This window comes from Planosporangium spinosum, assembly GCF_049999945.1.
GTDB lineage: Bacteria > Actinomycetota > Actinomycetes > Mycobacteriales > Micromonosporaceae > Planosporangium > Planosporangium spinosum.
The window spans coordinates 1-23,866 of sequence record NZ_JBLYUB010000015.1 but is presented as its reverse complement, the minus strand read 5'-3'; the positions used below and the strand labels follow the sequence as shown (position 1 = coordinate 23,866).

The 23,866-nt window shown below is 73.0% G+C and carries 21 protein-coding genes; 10 read left to right on the top strand and 11 right to left on the bottom strand.

All coding sequences use genetic code 11. The features are described 5' to 3' along the window. Positions 1 to 79: 79 nt before the first annotated feature. The 4 genes from ACNTMW_RS20020 to dapE form a co-directional block, all read right to left on the bottom strand. Positions 80 to 3,217: an ATP-dependent helicase gene (locus ACNTMW_RS20020; RefSeq protein WP_426635363.1), complete on the bottom strand. Its 3,138-nt coding sequence runs from the start codon at positions 3,215 to 3,217 to the stop codon at positions 80 to 82. Positions 3,218 to 3,308: 91 nt separating this feature from the next. Beyond that, positions 3,309 to 3,854: an LOG family protein gene (locus ACNTMW_RS20015; protein WP_426635214.1), complete on the bottom strand. Its 546-nt coding sequence runs from the start codon at positions 3,852 to 3,854 to the stop codon at positions 3,309 to 3,311. After that, complete coding sequence (locus ACNTMW_RS20010) at positions 3,854 to 4,753, bottom strand: LOG family protein (RefSeq protein WP_426635213.1); 900 nt, start codon at positions 4,751 to 4,753, stop codon at positions 3,854 to 3,856. Before ACNTMW_RS20010 ends, ACNTMW_RS20015 begins: the two co-directional genes overlap by 1 nt. A 38-nt stretch (positions 4,754 to 4,791) precedes the next feature. After that, positions 4,792 to 5,853, bottom strand: a complete 1,062-nt coding sequence (gene dapE, locus ACNTMW_RS20005) for a succinyl-diaminopimelate desuccinylase (protein ID WP_426635212.1) — start codon at positions 5,851 to 5,853, stop codon at positions 4,792 to 4,794. Between the two features lie 116 nt (positions 5,854 to 5,969). Between dapE and dapD the strand changes: the two genes are divergently transcribed. Continuing rightward, complete coding sequence (gene dapD / locus ACNTMW_RS20000; protein WP_426635211.1) at positions 5,970 to 6,935, top strand: 2,3,4,5-tetrahydropyridine-2,6-dicarboxylate N-succinyltransferase; 966 nt, start codon at positions 5,970 to 5,972, stop codon at positions 6,933 to 6,935. A gap of 21 nt (positions 6,936 to 6,956) precedes the next feature. On the opposite strand, the gene ACNTMW_RS19995 is transcribed toward dapD, so the two are convergent. Both ACNTMW_RS19995 and ACNTMW_RS19990 read right to left on the bottom strand, forming a co-directional pair. Beyond that, the gene (locus tag ACNTMW_RS19995) at positions 6,957 to 7,388 is read right to left on the bottom strand and encodes a hypothetical protein (RefSeq protein ID WP_426635210.1); all 432 of its coding nucleotides are present in this window, start codon (positions 7,386 to 7,388) and stop codon (positions 6,957 to 6,959) included. A 55-nt stretch (positions 7,389 to 7,443) separates the two neighbouring features. Beyond that, entirely contained in the window at positions 7,444 to 8,088 is a 645-nt protein-coding gene (locus ACNTMW_RS19990) for an SIMPL domain-containing protein (protein ID WP_426635209.1), read from the bottom strand. Between the two features lie 119 nt (positions 8,089 to 8,207). Here ACNTMW_RS19990 and ACNTMW_RS19985 point away from each other — a divergent pair, with 119 nt between their 5' ends. Beyond that, on the top strand, positions 8,208 to 9,224 hold the full coding sequence (locus tag ACNTMW_RS19985) for a prephenate dehydrogenase (protein ID WP_426635208.1): 1,017 nt from the start codon (positions 8,208 to 8,210) through the stop codon (positions 9,222 to 9,224). A 21-nt stretch (positions 9,225 to 9,245) separates the two neighbouring features. Here ACNTMW_RS19985 and dapC read toward each other — a convergent pair whose 3' ends face one another. Together dapC and fdxA are read right to left on the bottom strand one after the other, a co-directional pair. Then, complete coding sequence (gene dapC / locus ACNTMW_RS19980) at positions 9,246 to 10,409, bottom strand: succinyldiaminopimelate transaminase (RefSeq protein WP_426635207.1); 1,164 nt, start codon at positions 10,407 to 10,409, stop codon at positions 9,246 to 9,248. 5 nt (positions 10,410 to 10,414) lie between these two features. Beyond that, positions 10,415 to 10,741, bottom strand: a complete 327-nt coding sequence (gene fdxA / locus ACNTMW_RS19975; protein ID WP_426635206.1) for a ferredoxin — start codon at positions 10,739 to 10,741, stop codon at positions 10,415 to 10,417. Positions 10,742 to 10,829: 88 nt separating this feature from the next. On the opposite strand from fdxA, the gene ACNTMW_RS19970 reads away from it, so the two are divergent. Beyond that, a complete protein-coding gene (locus tag ACNTMW_RS19970; RefSeq protein ID WP_426635205.1) occupies positions 10,830 to 11,789 on the top strand; it encodes a GNAT family N-acetyltransferase in 960 nt (319 codons plus the stop codon). Between the two features lie 8 nt (positions 11,790 to 11,797). On the opposite strand, the gene ACNTMW_RS19965 is transcribed toward ACNTMW_RS19970, so the two are convergent. The 3 genes from ACNTMW_RS19965 to mshB form a co-directional block, all read right to left on the bottom strand. Continuing rightward, positions 11,798 to 12,262 carry a hypothetical protein gene (locus tag ACNTMW_RS19965; protein WP_426635204.1) on the bottom strand — a complete coding sequence of 155 codons (465 nt, stop codon included), beginning with the start codon at positions 12,260 to 12,262 and terminating at the stop codon, positions 11,798 to 11,800. Positions 12,263 to 12,464: 202 nt separating this feature from the next. Then, the gene (locus ACNTMW_RS19960; RefSeq protein WP_426635203.1) at positions 12,465 to 12,920 is read right to left on the bottom strand and encodes a hypothetical protein; all 456 of its coding nucleotides are present in this window, start codon (positions 12,918 to 12,920) and stop codon (positions 12,465 to 12,467) included. Continuing rightward, the gene (mshB, locus tag ACNTMW_RS19955) at positions 12,917 to 13,777 is read right to left on the bottom strand and encodes an N-acetyl-1-D-myo-inositol-2-amino-2-deoxy-alpha-D-glucopyranoside deacetylase (protein WP_426635362.1); all 861 of its coding nucleotides are present in this window, start codon (positions 13,775 to 13,777) and stop codon (positions 12,917 to 12,919) included. Before mshB ends, ACNTMW_RS19960 begins: the two co-directional genes overlap by 4 nt. A 227-nt stretch (positions 13,778 to 14,004) precedes the next feature. On the opposite strand from mshB, the gene ACNTMW_RS19950 reads away from it, so the two are divergent. The 7 genes from ACNTMW_RS19950 (at position 14,005) to ACNTMW_RS19920 (ending at position 23,814) form a co-directional block, all read left to right on the top strand. Beyond that, positions 14,005 to 16,107, top strand: coding sequence for a S9 family peptidase (locus tag ACNTMW_RS19950; protein ID WP_426635361.1), 2,103 nt, complete (start codon positions 14,005 to 14,007; stop codon positions 16,105 to 16,107). A 144-nt stretch (positions 16,108 to 16,251) separates the two neighbouring features. Beyond that, positions 16,252 to 16,551 carry a 4a-hydroxytetrahydrobiopterin dehydratase gene (locus tag ACNTMW_RS19945; RefSeq protein ID WP_426635202.1) on the top strand — a complete coding sequence of 100 codons (300 nt, stop codon included), beginning with the start codon at positions 16,252 to 16,254 and terminating at the stop codon, positions 16,549 to 16,551. Positions 16,552 to 16,706: 155 nt separating this feature from the next. After that, the gene (locus tag ACNTMW_RS19940) at positions 16,707 to 18,143 is read left to right on the top strand and encodes a TldD/PmbA family protein (protein WP_426635201.1); all 1,437 of its coding nucleotides are present in this window, start codon (positions 16,707 to 16,709) and stop codon (positions 18,141 to 18,143) included. Between the two features lie 67 nt (positions 18,144 to 18,210). Beyond that, positions 18,211 to 19,605: a TldD/PmbA family protein gene (locus ACNTMW_RS19935; protein ID WP_426635200.1), complete on the top strand. Its 1,395-nt coding sequence runs from the start codon at positions 18,211 to 18,213 to the stop codon at positions 19,603 to 19,605. Between the two features lie 419 nt (positions 19,606 to 20,024). Beyond that, positions 20,025 to 20,831: a hypothetical protein gene (locus tag ACNTMW_RS19930; RefSeq protein WP_426635199.1), complete on the top strand. Its 807-nt coding sequence runs from the start codon at positions 20,025 to 20,027 to the stop codon at positions 20,829 to 20,831. An 8-nt stretch (positions 20,832 to 20,839) separates the two neighbouring features. After that, complete coding sequence (locus ACNTMW_RS19925; protein ID WP_426635198.1) at positions 20,840 to 22,741, top strand: fumarate reductase/succinate dehydrogenase flavoprotein subunit; 1,902 nt, start codon at positions 20,840 to 20,842, stop codon at positions 22,739 to 22,741. Further along, complete coding sequence (locus ACNTMW_RS19920; RefSeq protein WP_426635197.1) at positions 22,741 to 23,814, top strand: succinate dehydrogenase/fumarate reductase iron-sulfur subunit; 1,074 nt, start codon at positions 22,741 to 22,743, stop codon at positions 23,812 to 23,814. The genes ACNTMW_RS19925 and ACNTMW_RS19920 overlap by 1 nt, the downstream gene beginning before the upstream one ends. Positions 23,815 to 23,866 lie beyond the last annotated feature (52 nt).

Genomic DNA, 23,866 nt, shown 5'->3' with positions numbered 1-23,866 from the left:
ACAGCGCGCCCGCGAGCGGGGACAGCGCGGCGCCCGCGCGTGCGGACAGCACGGCGCCCGCGCGTGAACGGTCGCGCGCTCACGAGGCGTCGCCGTCGGTCACCTGGCGACCGTTGCCGGAGATCGGGCAGGACGTACGCACCGGGCAGACCCGGCACCTGTTGTTGAGGACGGCGTGGAACGTCGACGCCGCCATGGCCTGCGCGGTCCGGGTAACCATCTCGCGGGCCCAGTCCGGGTCCTCGGCGTCCCCCAGCGCGCCCTGGCCCTGCACCTTGGCGCCGGCCCGGGCGCCGCCGAGGTGGACCAGGGCCGCCCCGCCGGCCTCGGTCGACTCCTCGAACGCCCCGGCCTCGACGGCGACCTGGTAGGCGGCCAGCTGGGGATGGTCGGCCACCTCGGCCTCGGTCGGTGTACTCCGGCCGGTCTTCAGGTCGACCACGACCAACCGGCCGGCGTCGTCCAGCTCCAACCGGTCCACCCGGCCCCTGATCTGCAGGTTGTCGCCGAGCCGGACCAGGAAGTCGCGCTCGATCGCGATGAGCCGACGCGGGTTGTCGGTCAGCCATGCCAGCAGCTTGTCCAGCATCGCCTCGGCGCGCTGCCGCTCCCGCCCCGCCAGCCAGCGCGCGGACAGTTCGATGGCGTCGAACCGGCCGGCGACGTAGTCGACGAGCGCGGCCCGGTCGACGCTCGCGTCCGAGGCCAGCAGCGCGGCCGCGTGGACCAGATTGCCGATGCTCTGCTCCGGCGACGACCGGCCCTTTCCGCCGTGGCGCTCCAGCAGCCACCGCAGGCTGCACCGCTGCACGGTCTCCACGGTGGACGGCGTGACGGTCACCGGCTCACCGGGATCCACGATGGGCCGTTGGTCGGACAGCTCCGGCAGCCCCCACCAGTCGTCCGGGTCGGCACCGGGCACCCCGGCGGCGGCGAGCCGGGCGAGCTGCGCGGCGGCGGCCCGGCGGCGCGCGGGCTCCGCGTTCGGCGCGGTCAGGACGCCGCGAAGTTCGGCCACCAGCGCCGGCAGGGTGAGCGCGCGCGGCGGCGCGGCCTCCGGCCGGATCTCCTCGGCCAGCTCGGTGAGGAACCGGCTGGGCTGTTCCTCCGCGTCCCCACCCGCCACGGCGGTGACCAGCAGGTGCCGCCGGGCCCGGGTGGTGGCGACGTAGAACAGCCGGCGCTCCTCGTCGAGCAGGGCGGCCAGCCGGCCGGCGGTGTTCATCTCGCGGCCGGCCGCGAGGTCGACCAGGACCTCCGAGCCGAGCACGCTGCCGCGCAGCCGCAGGTCGGGCCAGGCACCCTCCTGTACGCCGACGACCGCGACGAACTCCCACTCCCGGCCCTTGGCCGCGTGCGCCGTGAGGATCCGGACCGCCGGGCCACGGTCGGCGGTCGGCGCGTTCACGTCACCGGGCAGGTCCTGGCCGAGTACATGGTCGAGGAACGCCTCGGTGCGGGCGCCGGGCAGCCGGTCGACGAAGCGCGCGGCGGTGTCGAACAGCGCCACGACCGCGTCGAGGTCACGGTCGGCCGCCGCACCCCGGTGCCCGCCCTGCGCGCTGGCGGCACCCCACCGGTCGGCCAGGCCGCTGGCGCTCCACACCGCCCACAGCACGTCCTCGACGCTAGATCCATCCCGGGCCGCGGTCTCCCGCGCGGCAGCGAGCAGGCCGGCGACGGCCCTGGCCGGGGCGGCCCAGCGCCGGTCGACGCCGGCGAGTACGCCAGGGTCCTGCAACGCCTCGACGAGCAGCACCCCGGACGGGCGCCGGTCACCGGCGGCGAAGGCGAGGGTGCGCAGCCCCTGCCGCAGCCGGCGCTCGGCGAGCGGGTCGGCCCCGCCCAGCGGCGAGTGCAGCAGCGCCACCGCCGCCTCCTCGTCGAGCCGCTCGGGCGTCAGCGCGCAGCGCAGCAGGAGCAGCAGCGGCGCGACGGCCGCCTGGGCCGGCAGCGGAAGGTCCTCGGCCGCCGTCGTGGTCGGGATCCCGGCCTGCTGCAGCGCCCGGCGCAGCGGGGCGAGCTGGCGGGCGGTCGACCGGACCACCACGGCCATGTCCGACCAGGACAGTCCGTGCAGCAGGTGCGCCTCGCGCAGCCGGTGCACCAGGTAGGCGGACTCGCTGGTGACCGTGCGGAAGACCCGTACCTCGACGGCACCTTGCGGCGCCGCCGGTGCGGGGGCGAGCACCCGGTGCCGGGACGGCCCGCGCAGCCGGACGGCCACCCGGCGGGTCGCCGCGAGCAGCTCCGCGCCGCACCGGTACGACCGGGTGAGCGTCACCGTCGGCGCTTTGCCCCCGTCGGCGGTCAGGAACCGGTACGGGAAATCGGCGACGCCGGAGGGGTCGGCACCGCGGAACGCGAACGTCGACGAGTCGGGATCGGCGAACCCGACCAGGTGCTTGCCGCCGCTGGCCAGCGCGGCGAGCAGGTCGCGGTGCGCGGGATCGGTGTCGGCGAACTCGTCGACGTAGACGGCCGCCAACCGCCGGCGCTCGGCCGCCAGCAGCTCGGGGTCGTCGAGCAGCAGGGCGGTGGCCGCGCGGACCAGCTCGGCACCGTCGTAGCCCACCGAGCCCTGGCCGGTCGCGTCGCGCAGGGCGAGGACCTGCCGGTACTGCCGGTAGAAGCGGGCGGCGGCCGCCCAGTCCGGCCGGCGCAGCGCCCGGGCGTGCGCGGCCAGCTCCTCCGGGCCGATCCCCCGCTCCACCGCTCGCAGCAGCAGGTCACGCAGCTCGGCGGCGAACGCGCGGGTACGCAGTGCCGGACGCAGCGCCTCGGGCCACGCCGCCTGCTCCTCTTCGGACTCCAACAACTCCCGGATCACCAGGTCCTGCTCGGGCGCGGTGAGCAGTCGCGGCGGCGGGTCGCCGGCGACCGTCGCGGCCCGACCCAGCAGGCCGAACGCGTACCCCGGGAAGGTGCGCACCAGCGGTTGGGCGAGGGTGCGCCGGCCGGTCACGGCGGCCAGCCGGGCCTCGATGCGGTCCCGCAGGCGCAGGGCGTCACGTCGGCTGTGGGTGAGTGCGAGCACGGCTTGCGGGTCGGCCCCTTCGGCGACCCGGGCCGCGACCGCCTCGACCAGGGTCGACGTCTTGCCGGTGCCCGGCCCGCCGATGACCAGCAGCGGGCCGGCGCGGTGCGCGATGACCTGCCGCTGCCCGGCGTCGTCGGGCGGCACCGGGGAGCCGGCACCGGCACCGGCCGGGCGCACGAGTCGGTAGGCCCGGCGGGTGGCGCCGGGCGCTGCGGAGGCGATGGTCACCGGGGCATCAGATCAGCCGGGTACGACACATCGACGCAGGTCACGCCAGGGTACCTTCGATCGCGTCGAACGCGGCCGGTACCGAGTCGACCACGACGGCCAGGTCGAGCGCCTCGGTACGGACGAACCCCCCGGGCGCGAGCCGGCGCAGCCAGTCCAGCAGGCCGTCGTAGAAGCCGTCCACGTTGAGCACCACGACCGGCTTGGCGTGCAGCGCCAGCGTCGCGGTCGTCCACACCTCGAACAGCTCGTCGAGCGTGCCCAGGCCGCCCGGCAGGGTGAGGAACGCGTCCGACTTCTCGATCATCAGCGTCTTGCGGGTCGACATCGCGTCGGTGACCAGCAACTCGTCGGCGGCGACGTCGGCCACCTCGAGGTCGACCAGCGACTGCGGGATCACGCCGAGGGTGTGCGCACCGGCGGAGCGGGCGCCCGCGGCGACCGTACCCATCATGCCGACCCGGCCGCCCCCGGAGACCAGGGTGTGCCCGCGCCGGCCGAGTTCGGCGCCGACGCCGTACGCGAGGTCGAGCCAGCGCTGGTCGATCGTGATCGAGGAGGCGCAGAAGACACCGACGGCGGCCACTAGACCTCCCCGTCGATCCGGGTCGGCCCGCTCTGGGAGTTGAGCCGTTCCGCGTCGGCGGCGGTGGCCCGCTCCGCGGCCTCGGCGGCGCGCTGCTGCTCGGCGGCGGCCCGGGCGAAGGCCGCCTCCTGCTCGGCGTTCAGCTCGGCGTCGGCGTTGACGATGTGGCGTACCGCCTCGTCGACGTCGTCGGTCAGGCAGAACAGCTTCAGGTCCGCCGGACCGATCTTGCCGTCGGCGGCCATCGTGTCCCGCATCCAGTCGAGCAGGCCACCCCAGTACGCGGTGCCCATCAGCACGACCGGGAACCGGGTCACCTTCTTCGTCTGGACCAGGGTCAGCGCCTCGAACATCTCGTCGAGGGTGCCGAAGCCGCCCGGCAGGACCACGAAGGCCTGGGCGTACTTGACGAACATGGTCTTGCGCGCGAAGAAGTACCGGAAGTCGATACCGATGTCGACCCACTCGTTGAGCCCCTGCTCGAACGGCAGCTCGATGCCGAGCCCGACGGACAGCCCGCCGGCCTCGACGCTGCCCTTGTTGGCCGCCTCCATCACGCCGGGGCCACCGCCGGTGATCACCGCGTACCCGGCCCGGGCGAGGGCGGCGCCGAGCCGCTCGGCCAGGTCCCACTCGGGGCTGTCGGGCTTGCTGCGCGCCGACCCGAAGACGCAGACCGCGGGCGGCAGGTCGGCGAGGGTGTCGAAGCCCTCCACGAACTCGCTGAGGATGCGCAGCGCCCGCCAGGCGTCCCGGGTCTTCCAGTCCGCGCGCCCCCAGGAGTCGAGCAGCCGCTGGTCAGCGGTGCTCGGTGGGATGGCCTCCCGGCGCAGCGTCACCGGCCCGCGGTGCCGCTCCCGTGCGCCCCTGCCCTTGCCCTTGCCATTGCCGTCGACCATCCGACCACGGTAACCAATGTCGTCGCGGCCGCGGCGGATCACGGCGCGAGCCACCGACGCAGCGTCGCCGCGCCGTCCCGGATCTTGGGGATCTCCACCCGCTCGTCGCGCTTGTGCGCCAGGTTGGGGTCGCCGGGGCCGAAGTTCAGCGCGGGTACGCCCAGAGCCGCGAACCGGGCCACGTCGGTCCAGCCCAGCTTCGCCTGCGGCGGCGCGCCCACCACGTCGAGGAACTCCTTGGCGATGGCGGCGGACAGGCCGGGCATCGCCGCCGGCGCCGAGTCGGTGATCCGCACCGGGAAGCCGGCGAACACCTCGCGCAGGTGCGCCGCCGCCTCGTCCTCGGTACGGTCCGGCGCGAACCGGTAGTTGATCTCGACCTCGCACTCGTCCGGGATCACGTTGCCGGCCACCCCGCCGGCGATGCGCACCGCGTTGAGCCCCTCCCGGTACGTGCACCCGTCGATGGTCACGGTGCGTGGCTGGTACGCCTGCAGGGTGGTGAGGATTGCGGCGGCGGCGTGGATCGCGTTGACCCCCAGCCACGAGCGGGCCGCGTGGGCGCGCCGCCCCTCGGTGCCGACCAGCGCCCGCATGGTCCCCTGGCAACCGGCCTCGACCAGGCCGTACGTGGGTTCGAGCAAGATCGCGAAGTCGGCCGCGAGGGCCTGCGGGTGGTTCTGCGACAGCACGTTGAGCCCGTTGCGGGCGGCCTCGATCTCCTCGCAGTCGTAGAAGACGTACGTCACGTCGTAGCGGGGCTCCTCCAGCGTCGCGGCCAGGTGCAGGGCGAGCGCCACCCCGGACTTCATGTCGGAGGTGCCGCAGCCGTGGATCACGTCGCCGTCGACGCGGGCCGGCAGGTTGTCGGCGACCGGCACGGTGTCGAGGTGACCGGCGAGGATCACCCGCTGGGGTCGGTTCAGGTGGGTACCGGCGAGCACGACGTTGCCGTGGCGCTCCACGGTCAGCCACGGCGTACCCCGCAGCGCCGCCTCGACCTGGTCGGCGAGGTGGGCCTCGTTGCCGGACACGGACTCGACGTCGACCAGGGCGCGGGTCAGCGCGACCGGGTCGGCCAGGATCTCAGGGGTCAGCACGCACCGACCCTAACGCTCCGCCGCGGCGGCCGGGACGATAGCGTGACAGGCCGTGAGGGAGGGTGGCGCCGGCGGCCTGTCAGGCCGGCGCCCGAGCGTACGAACCGGGAGACGACGTGAGTAGCGATTCGCCCGCGTGGGGCCTGGGACTTGCCACCATCACCGCCGAGGGGCAGGTGCTCGACACCTGGTACCCGGCCGGCAAGCTGGGCTTCGGCACTCCCGATGTGGACGCCAAGGCCGGTGAGCCGCTGCCGGTGGCCGAACTGTTCGACGCGGGCGTGGCCGAGAACGGCCCGATCCCGGGCCTGCGTACCGCCGCCGTCCTCACCATGATCGGCTCGCTGGCCGACCCGCCGAAGGACACCTACGACGTGTACCTGCGGCTGCACCTGCTCTCCCACCGCATGATCAGGCCGCACCAGGTCAACCTCGACGGCATCTTCGGCCTGCTCGCCAACGTCGCGTGGACCTCGGCCGGGCCGTGCCCGCCGGACCGCGTCGACGAGCTGCGCTGGGCGCTGCGCGCCCGCGGCGAGCGGCTGGCCGTGTACGGGATCGACAAGTTCCCGCGGATGATCGACTACGTGACGCCGCCCGGCGTGCGGATCGCCGACGCCGACCGGGTCCGGCTGGGCGCCCACCTGGCGAGCGGCACCACCGTCATGCACGAGGGCTTCGTCAACTTCAACGCCGGCACCCTCGGCTCCTCCATGGTCGAGGGGCGCATCTCGGCCGGGGTGGTCGTCGGCGACGGCACCGACGTCGGCGGCGGCGCCTCGATCATGGGTACCCTCTCCGGCGGCGGCAAAGAGGTCATCTCGCTCGGCGAGCGCTGCCTGATCGGCGCGAACGGCGGCGTCGGCATCTCGCTCGGCGACGACTGCGTCGTGGAGGCCGGTACCTACGTCACCGCCGGTTCGAAGGTGAAGCTGCCCTCCGGCGAGATCGTCAAGGCACGCGAGTTGTCCGGCCAGAGCGGGCTGCTGTTCCTGCGCAACTCGGTGACCGGCGCGCTGGAGGTACGCCCGCGCACCGGCCGGGGCATCGAGCTGAACGCGGCGCTGCACGCCAACGACTGAGCCCACCGGGGCCGCCGGCGGTCAGGCCGGCCGGGGGTGCCGTCGCTCCTCCTGGAGTTTCGCCACGTCGGCGACCGTGTCCGGCTCGCCCGGAGTGAGTTTCAGCTCCTCCGGGCTGAGCCGCGCCTCGGCGGGGTCCACGGCGGGGACCGCCGTGTCCTCGCTGCCCTCGCCCATCGGCGAGCCGTAACAGCAGCCCCACGGCGCCTCACCGCTGATTCGCGGGTAGATGTAGAGGTGGCGGAGCACCGGTGGCTCCGGCGCCTGCGGCGCGGGGTGCAACGCGCGCCAGTCGCGGGCCGGCCGGGGTGGCTCCAGGGGGTGGGCCGGCCGATAGGACACCAGGTCGGCGCCGGCCCGGCCCATGCCCTCGAAGAAGTCGTCCACGAGGTTCCACTGCGGTACGGCGATCTCCTCTGCCGTCACCCGCCGCGGCCGTCTCGGTCTGGTCATGGCCGCCGCCTCCTGCGCGTTGCCGAGAGGTCGGTACTACCCCGGCCCGGATCCGCTAACCCAGGACGGCCGGCTCGCTGATACCGAAGCGCGCCTCGACCACCGCCCGGACGGTCTGGCGTACCGGGTCCAGGTCGAGCCGTGGCGCCCCGCCGAACTCGGCGCGCGCCGCCATCATCATCGGCTGCGGACCCTGGTCGCCGATCAGGCCCGCGTCTGCCAGTTCGATCAGCCGTACCAGCCGGGCGCCGAGCGCGTCGGCGTACTCGCGGGCCCGGACGAGCGCGTCGGCGATCGCCGCCCGCCGCGCCTCGCCGTAGGCGGCGCTGTCCGGGCGCAACGACCAGTACGGCCCGTGCACCGTCGTGAGGTCCTGGTCGGCCAGGGCGAGGACGACCTCGCCGAGGTCGGAGAAGTCGGAGAACGTGATCAGAGTGGAGACCGAGCCCACGTACGCGCGGACCCGCTCCCCCATCCTGATCTCCGGGTACACGGTGACGCCGCCGGTCTCCCGCCGCTCGATCGCCCCGGCGTACCGGTCGAGCAGGTCACGCAGCGCCTCGGTCCGCTCGGCCAGCCGCCGCAGCGTCCGCTCCCGGTCGGCGTCGCGGGCCTCGACAGCGACGGTCAGGCGGGCGAGCTCCGGCTCGACCTCTCGGACCGCCTCACCGCGTACGGCCACGGTCGGGGTGTCGGTCATACCGACCACATTAACCAACATCGTTCCACCGGCAATCGGTGCGGCGGTGGCACACCGGCGGCCCCGCCGCGGCCGCGGGCCGTGCCGTAACCTACTCGCATCCGTACCGAGGAGCGCAGATGGCGGACAAACACCCGGCGGACCTGCGGGTGGCGGTGCTCGGCACCGGCCTGATCGGCGGCTCCATCCTGGTCCGGTTACGGCAGCTCGGCGTCGACGTCGCCGGCTGGGACCCGGATCCGCATGCCGCGACCCACGCCCGGCAGCACGACGTACCGTTCTTCCCGGACCTCGCCGACGCCGTCGCGGGCCGGGACGTCGTCTTCCTCGGCGGCCCGCTGTCGGCGCTGCCCGACAACCTCGCCGCGGCGGTCAAGCACACCGACCCCGGCTGCGTCATCACCGACGTCGGCAGCGTGAAGGCGCCGATCGCGGCGTACGCGCGGGAGAACGGGTGGGCGCACCGGTTCGTCCCCGGCCATCCGATGGCCGGCAAGGAGCACTCCGGGCTGCTGGCCGCGGATCCCACGCTCTTCACCGGCGCCGCCTGGGTGCTGTGCCCGCAGCCCGGCGTGGCGCTGCAGGCGTTCCGGCTGCTGGCCGGGCTGGTCACCACCGCGCTGGAGGCGAAGGTCGTGCCGCTGGAGTCGGCGCCGCACGACGCGATCGTCGCGCTGTCGTCGCACATCCCGCACCTGCTGGCCGGCAGCCTGGCCGGCGGGGCGGGCCGGTCGGCGCTGCGGCAGGGCGTCCTGAGCCTCGCCGCCGGCAGTTTCCGCGACGGCACCCGGGTGGCGGGCACGCCGAGCGCCCGGACCGTCGACATGCTGCGGCACAACCGCGAGGCGATCAGCCACAGCATCGACCTGGTACGGGGCTTCCTCGACGAGCTGACCGGCGCGCTCGACCGGGCCGACGAGGCGGCGCTCACCGGCGCCTTCGAGGAGGCGCGCGGCCTGCGGCAGGAGCTGACCGGCCGCACGCTGACCCGGTCGGCCGAGCGGTTCCGGCTCGACACCGACGGCGCCGGGGAGTTCGACTTCCTGATCGGGCTGGGCGCCGCGGGCGGCCACCTCGCATCGTGCACGGTGGACGGTACGACCGTCACCTACACCGCGCTCCGGCCGCCCGCCTGACGGCGCCCGTCTCCTGGAGATCTACTTGGTCAAGCGCGCCACGGCGGCGTCGATCCGCTCGTCCGACGCGGTCAGCGCGACCCGGACGTACCGTGCGCCGGCCGGACCGTAGAAGTCGCCGGGAGCCACCAGGATGCCGCGGGCGGCCAGCCAGTCGACGGTGGCCCAGCCATCCTCCCCGCGGGTGCACCACAGGTAGAGACCGGCCTCGGAGTGTTCGATGGTGAACCCGGCCGCGACCAGCGCGTCGCGCAGCCGCGCGCGCCGCTGGCCGTACCGTTCGCGCTGCTCCGCCACGTGGGACTCGTCGCGCAACGCCGCCACCATCGCGGCCTGCACCGGCGCCGGGACGATCATGCCGGCGTGCTTGCGGACCCCCAGCAGCTCCGCCACCAGGGCCGGGTCACCGGCGACGAAGCCGGCCCGGTAGCCGGCCAGGTTGGAGCGCTTGGACAGTGAGTGCACCGCCAGGACGCCGGTCAGGTCGCCGTCGCACACCGACAGCACCGACACCGGCTCCGCCTCCCAGGGCAGCGGCAGGTAGCACTCGTCGCTGGCCACCACGGCCCCGCGCTCGCGCGCCCAGTCGACGACCTTGCGCAGGTGTTCGGCCGGCAGCACCCGGCCGGTCGGGTTGGCCGGCGAGTTGACCCACACCAGCTTCACCCGCGCCGGGCCGACCGACAGCAGCGAGTCCGACCGCACGACGGTGGCGCCGGCGAGCCGGGCGCCGACCTCGTACGTCGGGTAGCACACCGACGGGATGACCACGACGTCACCGGGGCCGAGGCCCAGCAGCGTCGGCAGCCACGCCACCAGCTCCTTGGAGCCGATCGTCGGCAGTACGCCGACCTCACCGGCCGCACCGCAGGTGCGCGCCACCCAGTCGCTGATCGCGGCGCGCAGTTGCGGGGTGCCGGCGGTCAGCGGGTAGCCGGGGGCGTCGGACGCCTCGGCCAGGGCCGCGCGGATCACCGGCGGCACCGGGTCGACCGGCGTACCGATGGAGAGGTCGACCAGCCCGTCGGGGTGCCCGGTGGCCACCGCCTTCGCGGGCGCCAGCCGGTCCCACGGGAAGTCGGGCAGCCGGGCGGACACGGCCGCCGGCGCCGCGGTCGCGCGGTCGCCGGCAGCCTGCGGGCCGGACCGGCCCGAGGATGCGCCCGACCCGGTCTGCGTCGACATGGGCGTCAGTGCTCAGCCGCTCGCGGCGGCTGAGCGGCGACGAACGAGGCGTCCTTGTTGATCTTTCCGACCTTGGAGGCGCCACCCGGGGACCCGAGGTCCTCGAAGAACTCGTAGTTCGCGCCCGTGTAGTCCTTCCACTGCTCCGGCACGTCGTCTTCGTAGAAGATCGCCTCGACCGGGCAGACCGGCTCGCAGGCGCCGCAGTCGACGCACTCGTCCGGGTGGATGTAGAGCATCCGGTTGCCCTCGTAGATGCAGTCGACCGGGCACTCCTCGATGCACGCCTTGTCGAGCACATCGACGCACGGCTCGGCGATTATGTAGGTCACGGTTCGTCCCCTCCGCACTGAACTCACCGCACCGGCCCCCGGTCGCGGCGCGTACGAGCCTAGTATCCCGCCCGGGAGGTGGTCGATCGTGCTGGGGCCACACGATGTCGGGCACCGTGTCGTGGTGCGTCGCCGGGCCGGCCAGCGAGCCGACCGACCGGTCTTTTCGGATGTTTTGGGGGAACTCGTCGGCCTGACCGAGACCGAACTCACAGTCCGAACCGTGGAACACCTGGTCCGGATACCGCGCGCCGAGATCACCCATGTCAAGCGGGTGCCGGACCGGCGCCGCCCGACCGCGACCGAGGCACTCGAACGGGTCGCGGCGGCCGGCTGGCCGGCACCGGAGCAGGCGCACCTCGGCGAGTGGCTGCTGCGGGCGGCGGACGGCTGGACCGCGCGCGGCAACTCGGCCCTGCCGATCGGCGACCCGGGCAGCACGCTCAGCCGCGCCGTCGACGCCGTGGAGGACTGGTACCGCAGCCGGAACCTGCCGCCCCGGATCACCGTGCCGGAGCCGGTCGGCGGCCGGATCACCGCCGAGCTGACCCGCCGCCGGTGGCTGCCGGCGCCGATCACGCTCGTGCAGACCGCCGCGCTGTCCGACGTGGTCGCCGCGACCGACCCCGGACCCGGTACCCGGCTGGACACCACGCCCGGCGACGCCTGGTTCGCCGCCGTCGCCGGACACAAGGGCGCCCTGCCGGAGGCGGCGCGGTGGATCCTCACCGGGGTCCCACTGACCCGTTACGCCGGGGTGTACACCGCCGAGGGCGCCCCGGCCGCGGTCGGCCGGGGCGTCGTCGCCGAGACCGGCTCACCCGACCGCTGGCTGGGGATCTCCCTGGTCTCGGTCGACCCGGCACAGCGGCGGCACGGCCTGGGCCGCACGATCGTCGGCGCGCTGGCCCGCTGGGCCGTCGAGGTCGGCGCGACCCGGGCGTACCTGCAGGTCGAGGCGCACAACGAGGCGGCCGTCGCGATGTACGCCCGGCTCGGGTTCCGCACCCACCACCCGTACGTGACCTGGACCGCCCCGGCCGCCTGACTCCGCGATCACCGGCGGACGACCCGGCGCGGCCGGGACCGCAACTGCTCCTCGTACCGCTTCCAGGACTGCGCCTTGTGGTCCCGGCCCAGCGCCATCACCACGAGCAGCCCGAACACGGTGCCGGCGGCGGCGATGCCCAGGAAGTACAGGATCTGGTTGATGAAGAAGTCCACGCCGTCCCGCAGCGGTGTGGTGCCCACCAGCAGCGGGCCGACCAGGACCGACAGCAGGCAGCCGACGAGCGCGCCGAGCGCGAGGTCACCGAGGACCCGCGCCATCGGCTGCCGGCGGGCCCACCAGAACGCCGCGACCGCCATCACGACGGCGACCGTGGCCAGCGCGACCATACCGATCCGCGTGGTGAACCCGTCGTTGTTGCTACCGAACAGCCGCACCACCCAGCGCGCGATCACGTTCGCCGCGAGGAGGGCGCCACCGAGAACCCCCACCGGCAACCACCGTTGCTTCACCGGATGCCTCCCGTGCCGACCATCGTGGCCCGACCGGCCACTCCTGACGTTCTCTTACCGTGTCAGGGCCGCCCGGCGCCAGAGCCTGAGGATAACGGGACGGTCACCGCGGGCGGCACCGTGAACCGCGCAGCGGTCACCCCGGGCGGCACCGTGAACCGCGCAGCGGTCACCCCGGGCGGCACCGTGAACCGCGCAGCGGTCACCCCGGGCGGCGCAGCGACCGCATGGTGAGCCAGTAGGCCGCGACCGCGAACGACATCGCCCCGGCGAACATGGTCACCAGCCCGACCCAGTTCCTGTCGGTCAGGATCAGGTCGCCCTCGCGGGTACGGCCGGCGGCGAGCAGCATCGGTACCGTCCACGCGGCGAACGGGGCCAGCACGGCGAGCGTCTTGCCGGTCACCTGACGGGTGAACCAGGCCAGCGCGGCGTTGCCCACGATCGCGGCGACGAGCGCGACCGGTACCCGGACGAAGTGGGCGTGCCCACCGCTGGTCCACTGAACGGCCAGCGGGGTCAGGAACGCCTCCCAGACCGACGATACGAAGGCGAGCCCGACGGCGACCAGGACGCCGACCCACGCCAGCCAGGCCGACTCTCGGGTGGCCGGCCGGGCCGGCTCGGTGTCGACGGGCAGCGGTGTGTCCATGGTCATGCGATCGGTGCGGTGGTCGCGACGTCCAGGCCGGCGAACAGGTCGTCCTCCCAGCCGTACGGGCCGCTGCCGGGGCCCTTCTCCCCCGCCGCGAGCCGGTAGTACTCCATGCCCATGAACTCGCCGCCGGCGGTGCCCGCGAGCGTGTGCAGCCACGACGTCGGCGGGATCTGGGTGGCGTGCGCCCGGACCGCGGCGAGCTTGGCCGCGGCGAACCCGTTGCCGTCCACCCGGGCGGCGATCTCCGGGTCGGGGGTGCCGAACGGCAGGTCCTCGACGTTCTCGACGCCGGCGAACGGGTTGTCGCTGGACTCGCGGAACGCCTGCATGCCGGCCTCGAGCACGCTGCGGGGCACGGCCGTCCAGTACACCTTGCGCGGCGCCAGGTCGCCGGCCAGCTCGCACGCCCGCATCGCGACCCGGTGCGCCTGGATGTGGTCGGGGTGGCCGTAGAGGCCGTTCGGGTCGTACGTCACCAGCACCTGCGGGCGCATCTCGCGGATGACGTCGAGCAGCAGACCGGCCGCGAGATCCAGGTCGGCGCGCCAGAACGCGCGCGGATGGTCGTTGGTGGGCCATCCCATCATCCCGGAGTCACGGAACCGGCCCGCCCCGCCGAGGAACCGGTGGTCGGTCACGCCGAGGGCCTTCATCGCCGCCGCCAGCTCCGCGAGACGGTACCCGCCGAGCTGGTCGGCCTCGGCGGCGGCGAGACCGGCCAGCGCGGGTACGTGGATCTCGCCCTCTTCACCGAGGGTGCAGGTCACGAGCGTGACGTGCGCCCCGGACGCGGCGTAACGGGCCATCGTGGCGCCCGTGCCGATGGTCTCGTCGTCGGGGTGCGCGTGCACGAACATGATCCGGCGGCCGGCGGCGGTGTCGGCGACCGCGTCGGCATCAGGGGAGATCTCACCCGGAAGGCTCACGGATGCCACTGTACGCACCGCCGATGACGGCCCACGCCACGGCGAGAGTACGCACCGCCGACGATGACGGCCCACGCCACGGCGGGCACCGCGACCGGTTCACGCTCGATACGGGCAACGGCATGACAATCGACGGCCGGGCGAGAGAACATTTCCGGGTGGATTACCCGGAGCTGGCCGCACGTACCCGTCGATTCTCCCTTGGCGCCCCCCGGGCGGTGACCGTCACGCCGGACGGCGCCCGCGTCCTGTTCCTGCGGTCGGCGGGGCCGCACGACCCCGCCGACCAACTGTGGTCGTTCGAGGTCGGTACCGGCCAGGAGCGCCTGCTGGCCGACCCGGCGCGGCTGCTGGCCGACGCCGACGACCTGCCGGCGGCCGAGCGGGCACTGCGCGAGCGGCTGCGGCTGTCGGCCGGCGGGATCGGGTCGTTCGCGGTCGCCCCGGACAGCGGCAGTGTCGTCTTCTCCCTCGCCGGCCGCCTCTTCCTGGTCGACCTGGCCGGCGACGGGGTGCGGGAGATCGGTTGCGCCGGCGCCGTCGTCGACCCCCGGCCCGACCCGACCGGGCAGCGCATCGGCTACGTGTCGGGCGGCGCCCTGCACGTGGTGGACCTCGCCGGCAACGACCAGGTCCTCGCCGCCGAGGACGGGGTGACCTGGGGGCTGGCCGAGTTCGTCGCGGCCGAGGAGTTCAGGCGCTTCCGCGGGTACTGGTGGTCGCCGGACGGCCGGACGGTGCTGGCCGCCCGGGTCGACGAGTCCCGGGTACCGCGCTGGCACCTGCACGACCCGGCCCAGCCGGACCAGCCGCCGACCACCGTCGCGTACCCGCACGCCGGCGGCCCCAACGCCGAGGTGACGCTGCACCTGCTCGACCTCGACGGCGGCTGGGTGGACGTGCACTGGGACCGCGAGACCTACCCCTACCTGGTGTCGGTGTCGTGGAGCGAGCACGGCGGGCCGCTGATCACGGTGCTGCGCCGGCTCCAGCAGCACGGCCTGGTGCTGTCGGTCGACCCACGCACCGGCGAGACCCAGGTGCACGCCGAGCTGACCGACCCGCGCTGGGTCGAGCCGGTACCCGGCACCCCGGTGAGCCTGCCCGACGGCCGGGTGCTGATCGGCGGCGAGCTGGCCCACGACGGGTACGACTCACGGTGCCTGTTCGCCGACGGCAGCCTGCTCACCCCGCCGGACCTGTACGTGCGCCGGGTCAGCGGCCGGGCCGGCGACGACCTGATCGTCGAGGCGACCGGCGGCGAGCCCAGCGAGCAGCACGTCTACCGGGTACGGGTGGCGACCCCCGGCGCGGCCCTCGACGCGCGGCGGATCACCACCACGGCGGGCTGGCACGTCGCGTACACCGCCGGGGACACCCTGGTCGTCGGCGAGCTGTCGCTGGAGCATTCCGGCACCCGGTACCGCGTCTTCCGCGGCGACGAGCCGGTCGGCACGCTCGCCTCGCTGGCGGCGGAGCCGCCGTACGCGCCCCGGCCGGTGCTGGAGCGGGTCACCGACCGGCGGCTGCCCACGGGTGTGCTGTACCCGCGCAGCCACGTCGCCGGCCGCCGGTTGCCGGTGCTGGTCGACATCTACGGCGGGCCGGGCCACCAGGAGGTGGTGTCGGTGCGCTCGCGCTGGGTGGAGCGGCAGTGGTGGGCCGACGCCGGGTTCGCCGTGGTCGTCGTCGACAACCGGGGTACCCCCGGCGTGTCGCCCAGCTTCGACAAGGCGATCCACCGGCGCTTCGCCGACGTGATCCTCGCCGACCAGGTGGACGCGCTGGCCGCGCTGGCCGACAAGCACACCGACCTGGACCTGTCCCGGGTGGCGATCCGGGGCTGGTCGTTCGGCGGGTACCTGTCGGCGCTGGCCGTGCTGCGCCGGCCGGACGTGTACCACTGCGCGGTGGTCGGCGCGCCGGTCACCGACTGGGCGCTGTATGACACCGCGTACACCGAGCGGTACCTGGGCCTGCCCGACGACGCCCATGACGTGTACGCCCACAACTCGCTGCTGGAGCTGGCGGCCGAGCCGCCGCTCGCGCCGGACGAGGCGCGGCCGATGCTGCTCATCCACGGGATGGTCGACGACAACGTGGTCGCCGCGCACACGCTGCGACTGTCGGCGGCCCTGCTCACCGCGGGGCGCCCGCACTCGATGATCCCGCTGACCGGCGCGACCCACATGGCGGCCGGGGGTCTGAGCGAACGCCTGCTGCGCCTGGAGCTGGACTTCATCCGCCGCTCGCTGCCCTGACGCCGCCTATCAAGATCCACACAACGTCCCGGAAGTTGTGGCCATGACCCGGTGCCGAGGCCACAACATCCGGGAAGTTGTGACGATCATGGACGCGAACGATCATGTGCACGATCGTGGGCCGACCATGGGTACGGTGAGCGCATGGCAGACCTGCTCTCCTCCGACGAGGTGGCCGGCGCCCTGGCCGGCCTGGACGGCTGGACCGGCGACACCGGCGCGATCAGCCGTACCGTCACCGCGCCCAGCTTCGCCGCCGCGATCCGCCTCGTGGTCGAGGTGGCGGAGGCGGCCGAGGACGCCGACCACCACCCCGACATCGACATCCGGTGGCGGAGCGTGACGTTTACCCTCAGTACCCACTCGGCGGGCGGCGTGACCGCCAAGGACACCGCGCTGGCCCGGCGGATCGACGAACTGGCCCAGGCGCACGAGGCCCGCTGACCCGATCCTCCGTGGTCCTGAAGGATCCCCGGGTCCCGACCCGGAAGGACCCTTCGGGACCACGGTGCAGGGGTGATCACGAAGGGGTGATCAAGGGGGGTGGGATCACCATTTCGGGTCGCTGCCCACGTGAGCCCGCGCATAGGGTCGAATTCATGACCCACTTCGACGCAGCGACCGCGGCGGTGGAGGCGGCACTCGCCGCCGGCGCCCGGTACGCGGACGCGCGGGTGATGCATCGGCGGTACGAGTCGATGAACGCCCGCAACGGCGAGATAGAGGAACTTACCCAGGACGAGGACGCCGGCATCGGGGTCCGGGCGCTGGTCGGGTCGAGTTGGGGATTCTTCGCGGCCCCCGACCTGACGGACGCCGCGGCGCGGCACGCCGGTACCCGCGCGACCGCCATCGCGAAGGCCAGCGCCGGCGTGCCCGGTCCGGCCATCGACCTGACCGCGGTCACCGCGAGCGTGGACTCGTGGGCGAGTACCTGCGAGATCGATCCGCTCGGCGTCGCCCTGTCGGACAAGGGCGACCTGCTCGCGAACGCGACCGCCGAGTCGCACCGGCAGGGCGCCGACGTGGCCGAGGGCATCTACCAGATCTGGGACACCCGCAAGTGGTTCGTCTCGTCCGAGGGCCACCGCATCGACCAGCGATTGCGCGAGTGCGGTGCGGGCATCGCGGCGACGGTGGTCGGCGACGGGGAGACCCAGCGGCGGTCGTACCCGTCCTACCGCGGCCAGTACGGCACCCGGGGCTGGGAGCTGGTCAACGAGATCGACCTGGGCGCGCACGCGGCCCGCATCGCCGACGAGGCGAAGGCCCTGCTCACCGCGCCGCTGTGCCCGCAGGGCGAGACGAACCTGATCCTCGGCGGCGAGCAGCTCGCGCTGCAGATCCACGAGTCGGTCGGCCACGCCATCGAGCTGGACCGCATCCTCGGCTGGGAGGCCGCGTTCGCCGGTACGTCCTGGCTGGACCTGGCACAGCTCGGCAGCCTGCGGTACGGCTCCGAGCTGATGAACATCACGATCGACCCGACGATCCCCGGCGCGCTGGGCTCGTTCGGCTACGACGACGAGGGCACCCCGGCCGCGCCGCGGCACGCGGTACGCGACGGCATCTGGGTCGGCGTGCTCGCCGGCCGGGACTCGGCCGCCGTCGCGGGCCTGGACTACGCCGGCAGCGTACGGGCCGACGGCTGGTCCCGGCTGCCGATGGTGCGCATGACCAACGTGGGCCTCCAGCCCGGCCCGCACACCCTCGAAGAGATCATCGCCGCGACCGACGAGGGCGTGTTCATGGACATCAACCGCTCCTGGTCGATCGACGACAAGCGGCTGAACTTCCAGTTCGGCTGCGAGGTCGGGTACGAGGTCAAGAACGGCCGGCTGGGCCGCATGCTGCGCAACCCCACGTACACCGGCATCGGACCACAGTTCTGGCAGTCCATGGACATGCTCTCGTCGGAGATCGTCGCGTGGGGCACGCCCAACTGCGGCAAGGGCCAGCCGGGCCAGACCGGCCACACCGGTCACCCGGCCGCGCCGGCACGGTTCACGAACGTACGAGTGGGGGTCCGGGGATGAGCGAGCGAATCAACAGGCTCCGTCCGTGCACGCCTCGTGTCGGCGCCGGGCGAAGCGAGGTGGCGGCATGAGCGTCCAGGTGGAACCGCAGCTCGACATCGCCGGTCGGGTGCTCGACCTGGTCCGGAACGTGGCCGGGCCGGCCGCCGAGGCCGAGGTACTGGTGGAGCGCCAGGAGCTGGCGCTGACCCGGTTCGCCAACTCGTACATCCATCAGAACGTGGCCGACGCCGTCACCCACGTACGGCTGCGGCTGCACACCGACGGCCGTACCGCGGCCGGCTCCTCGACCCAGCTCGGTGACGGCCTGCGCGACCTGGTCGAACGGACCGTCGCCGCGACCCGGCTGAGCCCGCTCGATCCGACCTGGCCGGGGCTGACCCCGCCGATCCCGGCCGTGGGCGCGGGCAACGTCGACGAGGCGACGGTCGCCGCCACGCCTGCGGACCGGGCGGTACGGGTACGCCGCTTCGTCGAGGCGGCGGAAGGCCTGACCACCGCCGGGTACTTCCGGACCAACCACGTCAGCTCCGCGTTCGCCAACTCGGCCGGCCAGTCGCTGACGGGCGCCACGACCGAGGCGGCGATGGACGGCATCGCCCGGACCGCGACCTCCGACGGCGTCGCGCGACTGGCCTCGCCCCGGCTGGCCGACATCGACGGCGGCGTGCTCGGCGCGCGCGCCGCGGCCAAGGCCCTCGCGAGCCAGGACCCGGTCGAGCTGCCGCCCGGACGGTACGAGGTGGTGCTGGAGTCCGACGCGGTCGTCGACATCCTGCGCAACTTCGCGGTATGGGGACTCAACGGCAAGGCGTACCTGGAGCGCCGCTCGTTCGCGCAGCTCGGCGAGCAGCAGTTCGACCCGGCCGTGACGTTCGTGGAGGATGTGACGACGCCGCGGGCGATCGGGCTGCCGTTCGACACCGAGGGCACCCCCAAGCGCCCCGTCGAGTTCGTCGCGGCCGGGGTGACCAGGACCGTCGCCCACGACCGGCGTACCGCCGCGCAGGCCGGCACCGAGTCGACCGGCAACGCCCACCCCGGCTCGGGCTCCTTCGGCCCGTTCCCCCAGGGGATGACCATGCTGCCGGCGGGGCCGGGCGCGCCGTCCGGCGAGGTGGCCGGCCCGGCCGCCGACCTGTCGGTGACGGCCCTGGTCGCCGGCGTACGGCGCGGGCTGCTGGTGACGGATTTCTGGTACACCCGGGTCCTCGACCCACGCCCGCTGGTCGTCACCGGCCTGACCCGCAACGGGGTGTGGCTGATCGAGGACGGCGAGATCACGTCGCCGGTGAAGAACTTCCGGTTCACCCAGGCCTACCCGCAGGCGCTCGCCCCCGGGGCGGTGCTGGGCGTGGGCACCCACCTGGTGGCGCAGCCCGGTGACTGGGGCAGCGAGTCGTTCGTGGCACCGGCGGTCCGCCTGGCGTCATGGAATTTCACCGGCGGTGCCTCCGGCTGAGCGCTGGCCGGACCGGCTCTCCGGCCGAGCGATGACCGGACCGGGTCGCCGGCCGCGCCGTCACCACCACGACAAGATCCGCGCAGGGTGCTCGCCAGCCTGCGCGGATCTTGCGTTTGGGCAGGTCGGGCGCTTACCACATGATGATCCACAACGGCACCGCCGATCGGACCCGATCGAGTGATCTTCAACACAGCGGGCATCGATTACGGCGCCCGTTCTTCCGTAACGGCGCCTTCGCGGGCAAGACTTCTTCCGCCGACGTGTTCTCGGTCACACCCGGCGTAACGTGTGCACCGATGGATACGTGGCGGGGTGGGTTGGTGCTCGTCTTCGCAGTTCAGCCACCCAGCCCCGTGCGGTACGGCAACTGACGACAGCGACACCCCTCACCCACCCCGTCCAGGGAGCGAAGCCAGATGACGACGACGGCAACGACGCCGGCCGGTCAGCGGCCGCGCGCCGCGATAGCGGCGAAGACGTTGCGTACCGACCGGTGGTGGCTCGCGCCGCTGCTCACGGTGTCCCTACTGACCCTGTGGGTGGCCTACGCCACCGTGCGCGCCTTCATGCAGAAGTGGTACTACGTCAGCGACTACCACTACCTCACGCCGTTCTACTCCCCCTGCGTATCGACGGGGTGCGACCCCGAGTCCGCGGAGTTCGGTCGCTTCCTGCCGAACTGGCCGATCATCCCGTTCGCGGCGGTGACGCTGCCGTTCCTGCTGCTGTTCCGGCTCACCTGCTACTACTACCGCCGGGCGTACTACCGCTCGTTCTGGGCGTCGCCGCCGGCCTGCGCGGTGCCGGACGGGCATCGGAGCTACTCCGGCGAGACCCGGTTCCCGTTGATCTTCCAGAACGCCCACCGGTACTTCTTCTACGCGGCCGTGCTGATCTCGCTGATCAACACCTGGGACGCGATCCGTGCCTTCCACAGCCCGCAGGGCTTCGGCTTCGGCCTGGGCAACGTGATCCTGCTGGCCAACGTCGTCCTGCTGTGGGCGTACACGCTGTCGTGCCACTCCTGCCGGCACATCGTCGGCGGCCGGCTCAAGCACTTCTCCAGGCATCCGGTGCGCTACCGGGCCTGGATGTTCGTCTCGAAGCTCAACACCAAGCACATGCAGCTCGCCTGGATCACGCTCGGCACGCTGATGCTGACCGACGCGTACATCATGGCGGTCTCCGCCGAATGGATCCCCGACCTGCGCTTCATCCACTGAGGGACGCAATGACCAACATCGAGCGACACAACTACGACGTCGTCGTGATCGGTGCCGGCGGCGCGGGCCTGCGGGCGGCCATCGAGGCCCGGCTGGCCGGCAAGCGGACCGCGATCATCTCGAAGTCCCTGTTCGGCAAGGCGCACACGGTCATGGCCGAGGGCGGCGCCGCCGCCGCGATGGGCAACATGAACGCGAACGACAACTGGATGGTCCACTTCCGCGACACGATGCGGGGCGGCAAGTTCCTCAACAACGTCCGGATGGCCGAGCTGCACGCCAAGGAGGCCCCGGACCGGATCTGGGAACTGGAGACCTACGGCGCGCTGTTCGACCGTACCCCCGACGGCCGGATCAGCCAGCGCAACTTCGGTGGCCACGAGTACCCGCGGCTGGCGCACGTCGGTGACCGCACCGGCCTGGAGCTGATCCGCACCCTCCAACAGAAGATCGTCTCGCTCCAGCAGGAGGACTTCGCCGCCACCGGCAACTACGAGTCGCGGATCCGGGTGTTCGCCGAGACCACGATCACCGAGCTGTTCGTCGAGGACGGCCGGATCGCGGGCTGCTTCGGGTATTACCGGGAGAACGGCGAGTTCCTGCTGTTCGAGGCGCCGGCGATCGTGCTGGCCACCGGCGGCGTGGGCAAGTCGTACAAGGTCACGTCGAACTCGTGGGAGTACACCGGCGACGGCCACGCGCTCGCCCTGCGGGCCGGCGCGACGCTGCTCAACATGGAGTTCCTCCAGTTCCACCCGACCGGCATGGTCTGGCCGCCGTCGGTCAAGGGCATCCTGGTGACCGAGTCGGTCCGCGGTGACGGCGGCGTGCTGCGCAACTCCGAGGGCAAGCGGTTCATGTTCGACTACGTGCCGGATGTGTTCCGCAAGCAGTACGCGGAGACCGAGGAGGAGGCCGACCGCTGGTACACCGACCCGGACAACAACCGGCGCCCGCCGGAGCTGCTGCCGCGGGACGAGGTGGCCCGGGCGATCAACTCCGAGGTCAAGGCCGGCCGGGGTACCCCGGCCGGGGGCGTCTACCTCGACATCGCCTCCCGGCGCCCGGCCGAGTTCATCCTCAAGCGACTGCCGTCGATGTACCACCAGTTCAAGGAGCTGGCCGACGTCGACATCACCGCTTCTCCGATGGAGATCGGGCCGACCTGTCACTACGTGATGGGTGGCGTCGAGGTCGACCCCGACACGGCCGCGGCGACGGTACCCGGCCTGTTCGCCGCCGGCGAGGTCTCCGGCGGCATGCACGGCTCCAACCGCCTCGGCGGCAACTCCCTGTCCGACCTGCTGGTGTTCGGCAAGCGGGCGGGCGAGTACGCGGCCCGCCACGCCGACGCCACGAAGCCGGCCAAGGTCTCGACCGCCACGGTCAACGCCGCGGTGGAGACCGCGCTCGCGCCGCTGGGCCGCGGCGAGGGCGGCGAGAACCCGTACACCCTGCACAGCGAGTTGCAGCAGGTGATGAACGACCTGGTCGGCATCATCCGGCGCAGGGGCGAGCTGGAGGAGTCGCTCGGGCGGCTGGCCGACCTCAAAGAGCGGATCAAGAAGGTCGGCGTCGGTGGCGGCCGCCGGTACAACCCGGGCTGGCACCTCGCGCTCGACCTGCGCAACATGGTCACCGTCTCGGAGTGCACGGCCAGGGCAGCGCTGGAGCGGGAGGAGTCGCGCGGCGGCCACACCCGCGAGGACTTCCCGAAGATGGACCCGGCCTGGCGGCGGGTGAACCTGGTCTGCTCGCTGCGCGGCGAGGACGTCCACCTCGAACGCAAGCCGCTGCCGGCGATGCGTCCGGAGCTGCTCGCCCTGTTCGACCGGGCGGAGCTTTCGAAGTACCTGACCGACGAGGAGCTGGCGGAGCTGACCGAGACCGCCGGAAAGGCCGGTGCCTGATGGGCGAGAAGCGTCACTTCCGGGTTTGGCGCGGTGACGACACCGGCGGCCAGCTCGAGGACTTCCAGGTCGAGGTCAACGACGGCGAGGTGGTCCTCGACATCATCCACCGGCTCCAGGCCACCCAGGCGCCCGACCTCGCGGTCCGCTGGAACTGCAAGGCCGGCAAGTGCGGCTCCTGCTCGATGGAGATCAACGGCAAGCCCCGGCTGGGCTGCATGACCCGGATGTCGACGTTCGAGCCGACCGAGACGGTCACGGTCACCCCGCTGCGGACCTTCCCCGTCATCCGCGACCTGGTCACGGACGTGTCCTTCAACTACCGGAAGGCGCGCGAACTGCCGGCGTTCGCGCCGCCGGCCGACCTCGCCCCCGGCGAGTACCGGATGCAGCAGGTCGACGTGGAGCGCTCGCAGGAGTTCCGCAAGTGCATCGAGTGCTTCCTCTGTCAGAACGTCTGCCACGTCATCCGTGACCACGAGGACAACAAGCCGGCGTTCTCCGGCCCGCGCTTCTTCATCCGCGCCGCTGAGCTGGACATGCACCCGCTCGACGCCCGCACCGACCGCAAAGATACGGCGGTTGAGGAACAAGGCATCGGGTACTGCAACATCACGAAGTGTTGCACCGAGGTGTGTCCGGAGCACATCAAGATCACGGACAACGCGATCATTCCGATGAAGGAGCGCGCGGTGGACCGCCGGTACGACCCGCTTACCTGGCTGGGTCGCAAGATCTTCCGCCGGGACCAGCTCGACCCGCCCGGGTCACGCGGCAACCCCGGTACGTACGGCCACACGGATGGCCGGGTATACCAGTCAGAGGCGGGTACCGCTCGGACACCGACCGAGCGGGCCGCCGCGACCGGCGCCCAGGGTGACATCAGCATGGCCTGGCACCGCGAGTCACGCGCCGGAGAGGCCGCACCGGTCGGCCCGAACGGCAGGCTGCCCGTCACCGAGTTCACCGGTCAGCTCGCCGGTGCCCAGTCGCCGTTCGGCGAGGACGTGCAGTTCCCGATGCCGGTCGACGAGCTCAACTACCAGCACCCGTCGCGCCGCGACGAGCGCTGAGCCCGCGCCTCCTGGATCGTGGTCGTGCCCGCACCCGGCGGAGGTGCGGGCA

Excerpts from the sequence above, each read along its gene's own strand:
- ACNTMW_RS19945 (WP_426635202.1), top strand. The coding sequence starts at position 16,252 with ATGGCAGACCTGCTCTCCTCCGACGAGGTGGCCGGCGCCCTGGCCGGC.
- ACNTMW_RS20010 (WP_426635213.1), bottom strand. The coding sequence starts at position 4,753 with ATGGTCGACGGCAATGGCAAGGGCAAGGGCAGGGGCGCACGGGAGCGG.
- ACNTMW_RS19960 (WP_426635203.1), bottom strand. The coding sequence starts at position 12,920 with ATGACCATGGACACACCGCTGCCCGTCGACACCGAGCCGGCCCGGCCG.
- ACNTMW_RS19990 (WP_426635209.1), bottom strand. The coding sequence starts at position 8,088 with ATGACCGACACCCCGACCGTGGCCGTACGCGGTGAGGCGGTCCGAGAG.
- ACNTMW_RS19920 (WP_426635197.1), top strand. The coding sequence starts at position 22,741 with ATGGGCGAGAAGCGTCACTTCCGGGTTTGGCGCGGTGACGACACCGGC.
- mshB (WP_426635362.1), bottom strand. The coding sequence starts at position 13,777 with ATGTTCGTGCACGCGCACCCCGACGACGAGACCATCGGCACGGGCGCC.
- ACNTMW_RS19935 (WP_426635200.1), top strand. The coding sequence starts at position 18,211 with ATGAGCGTCCAGGTGGAACCGCAGCTCGACATCGCCGGTCGGGTGCTC.
- ACNTMW_RS19995 (WP_426635210.1), bottom strand. The coding sequence starts at position 7,388 with ATGACCAGACCGAGACGGCCGCGGCGGGTGACGGCAGAGGAGATCGCC.
- ACNTMW_RS19940 (WP_426635201.1), top strand. The coding sequence starts at position 16,707 with ATGACCCACTTCGACGCAGCGACCGCGGCGGTGGAGGCGGCACTCGCC.
- ACNTMW_RS19985 (WP_426635208.1), top strand. The coding sequence starts at position 8,208 with ATGGCGGACAAACACCCGGCGGACCTGCGGGTGGCGGTGCTCGGCACC.
- ACNTMW_RS19930 (WP_426635199.1), top strand. The coding sequence starts at position 20,025 with ATGACGACGACGGCAACGACGCCGGCCGGTCAGCGGCCGCGCGCCGCG.
- dapC (WP_426635207.1), bottom strand. The coding sequence starts at position 10,409 with ATGTCGACGCAGACCGGGTCGGGCGCATCCTCGGGCCGGTCCGGCCCG.
- ACNTMW_RS19925 (WP_426635198.1), top strand. The coding sequence starts at position 20,840 with ATGACCAACATCGAGCGACACAACTACGACGTCGTCGTGATCGGTGCC.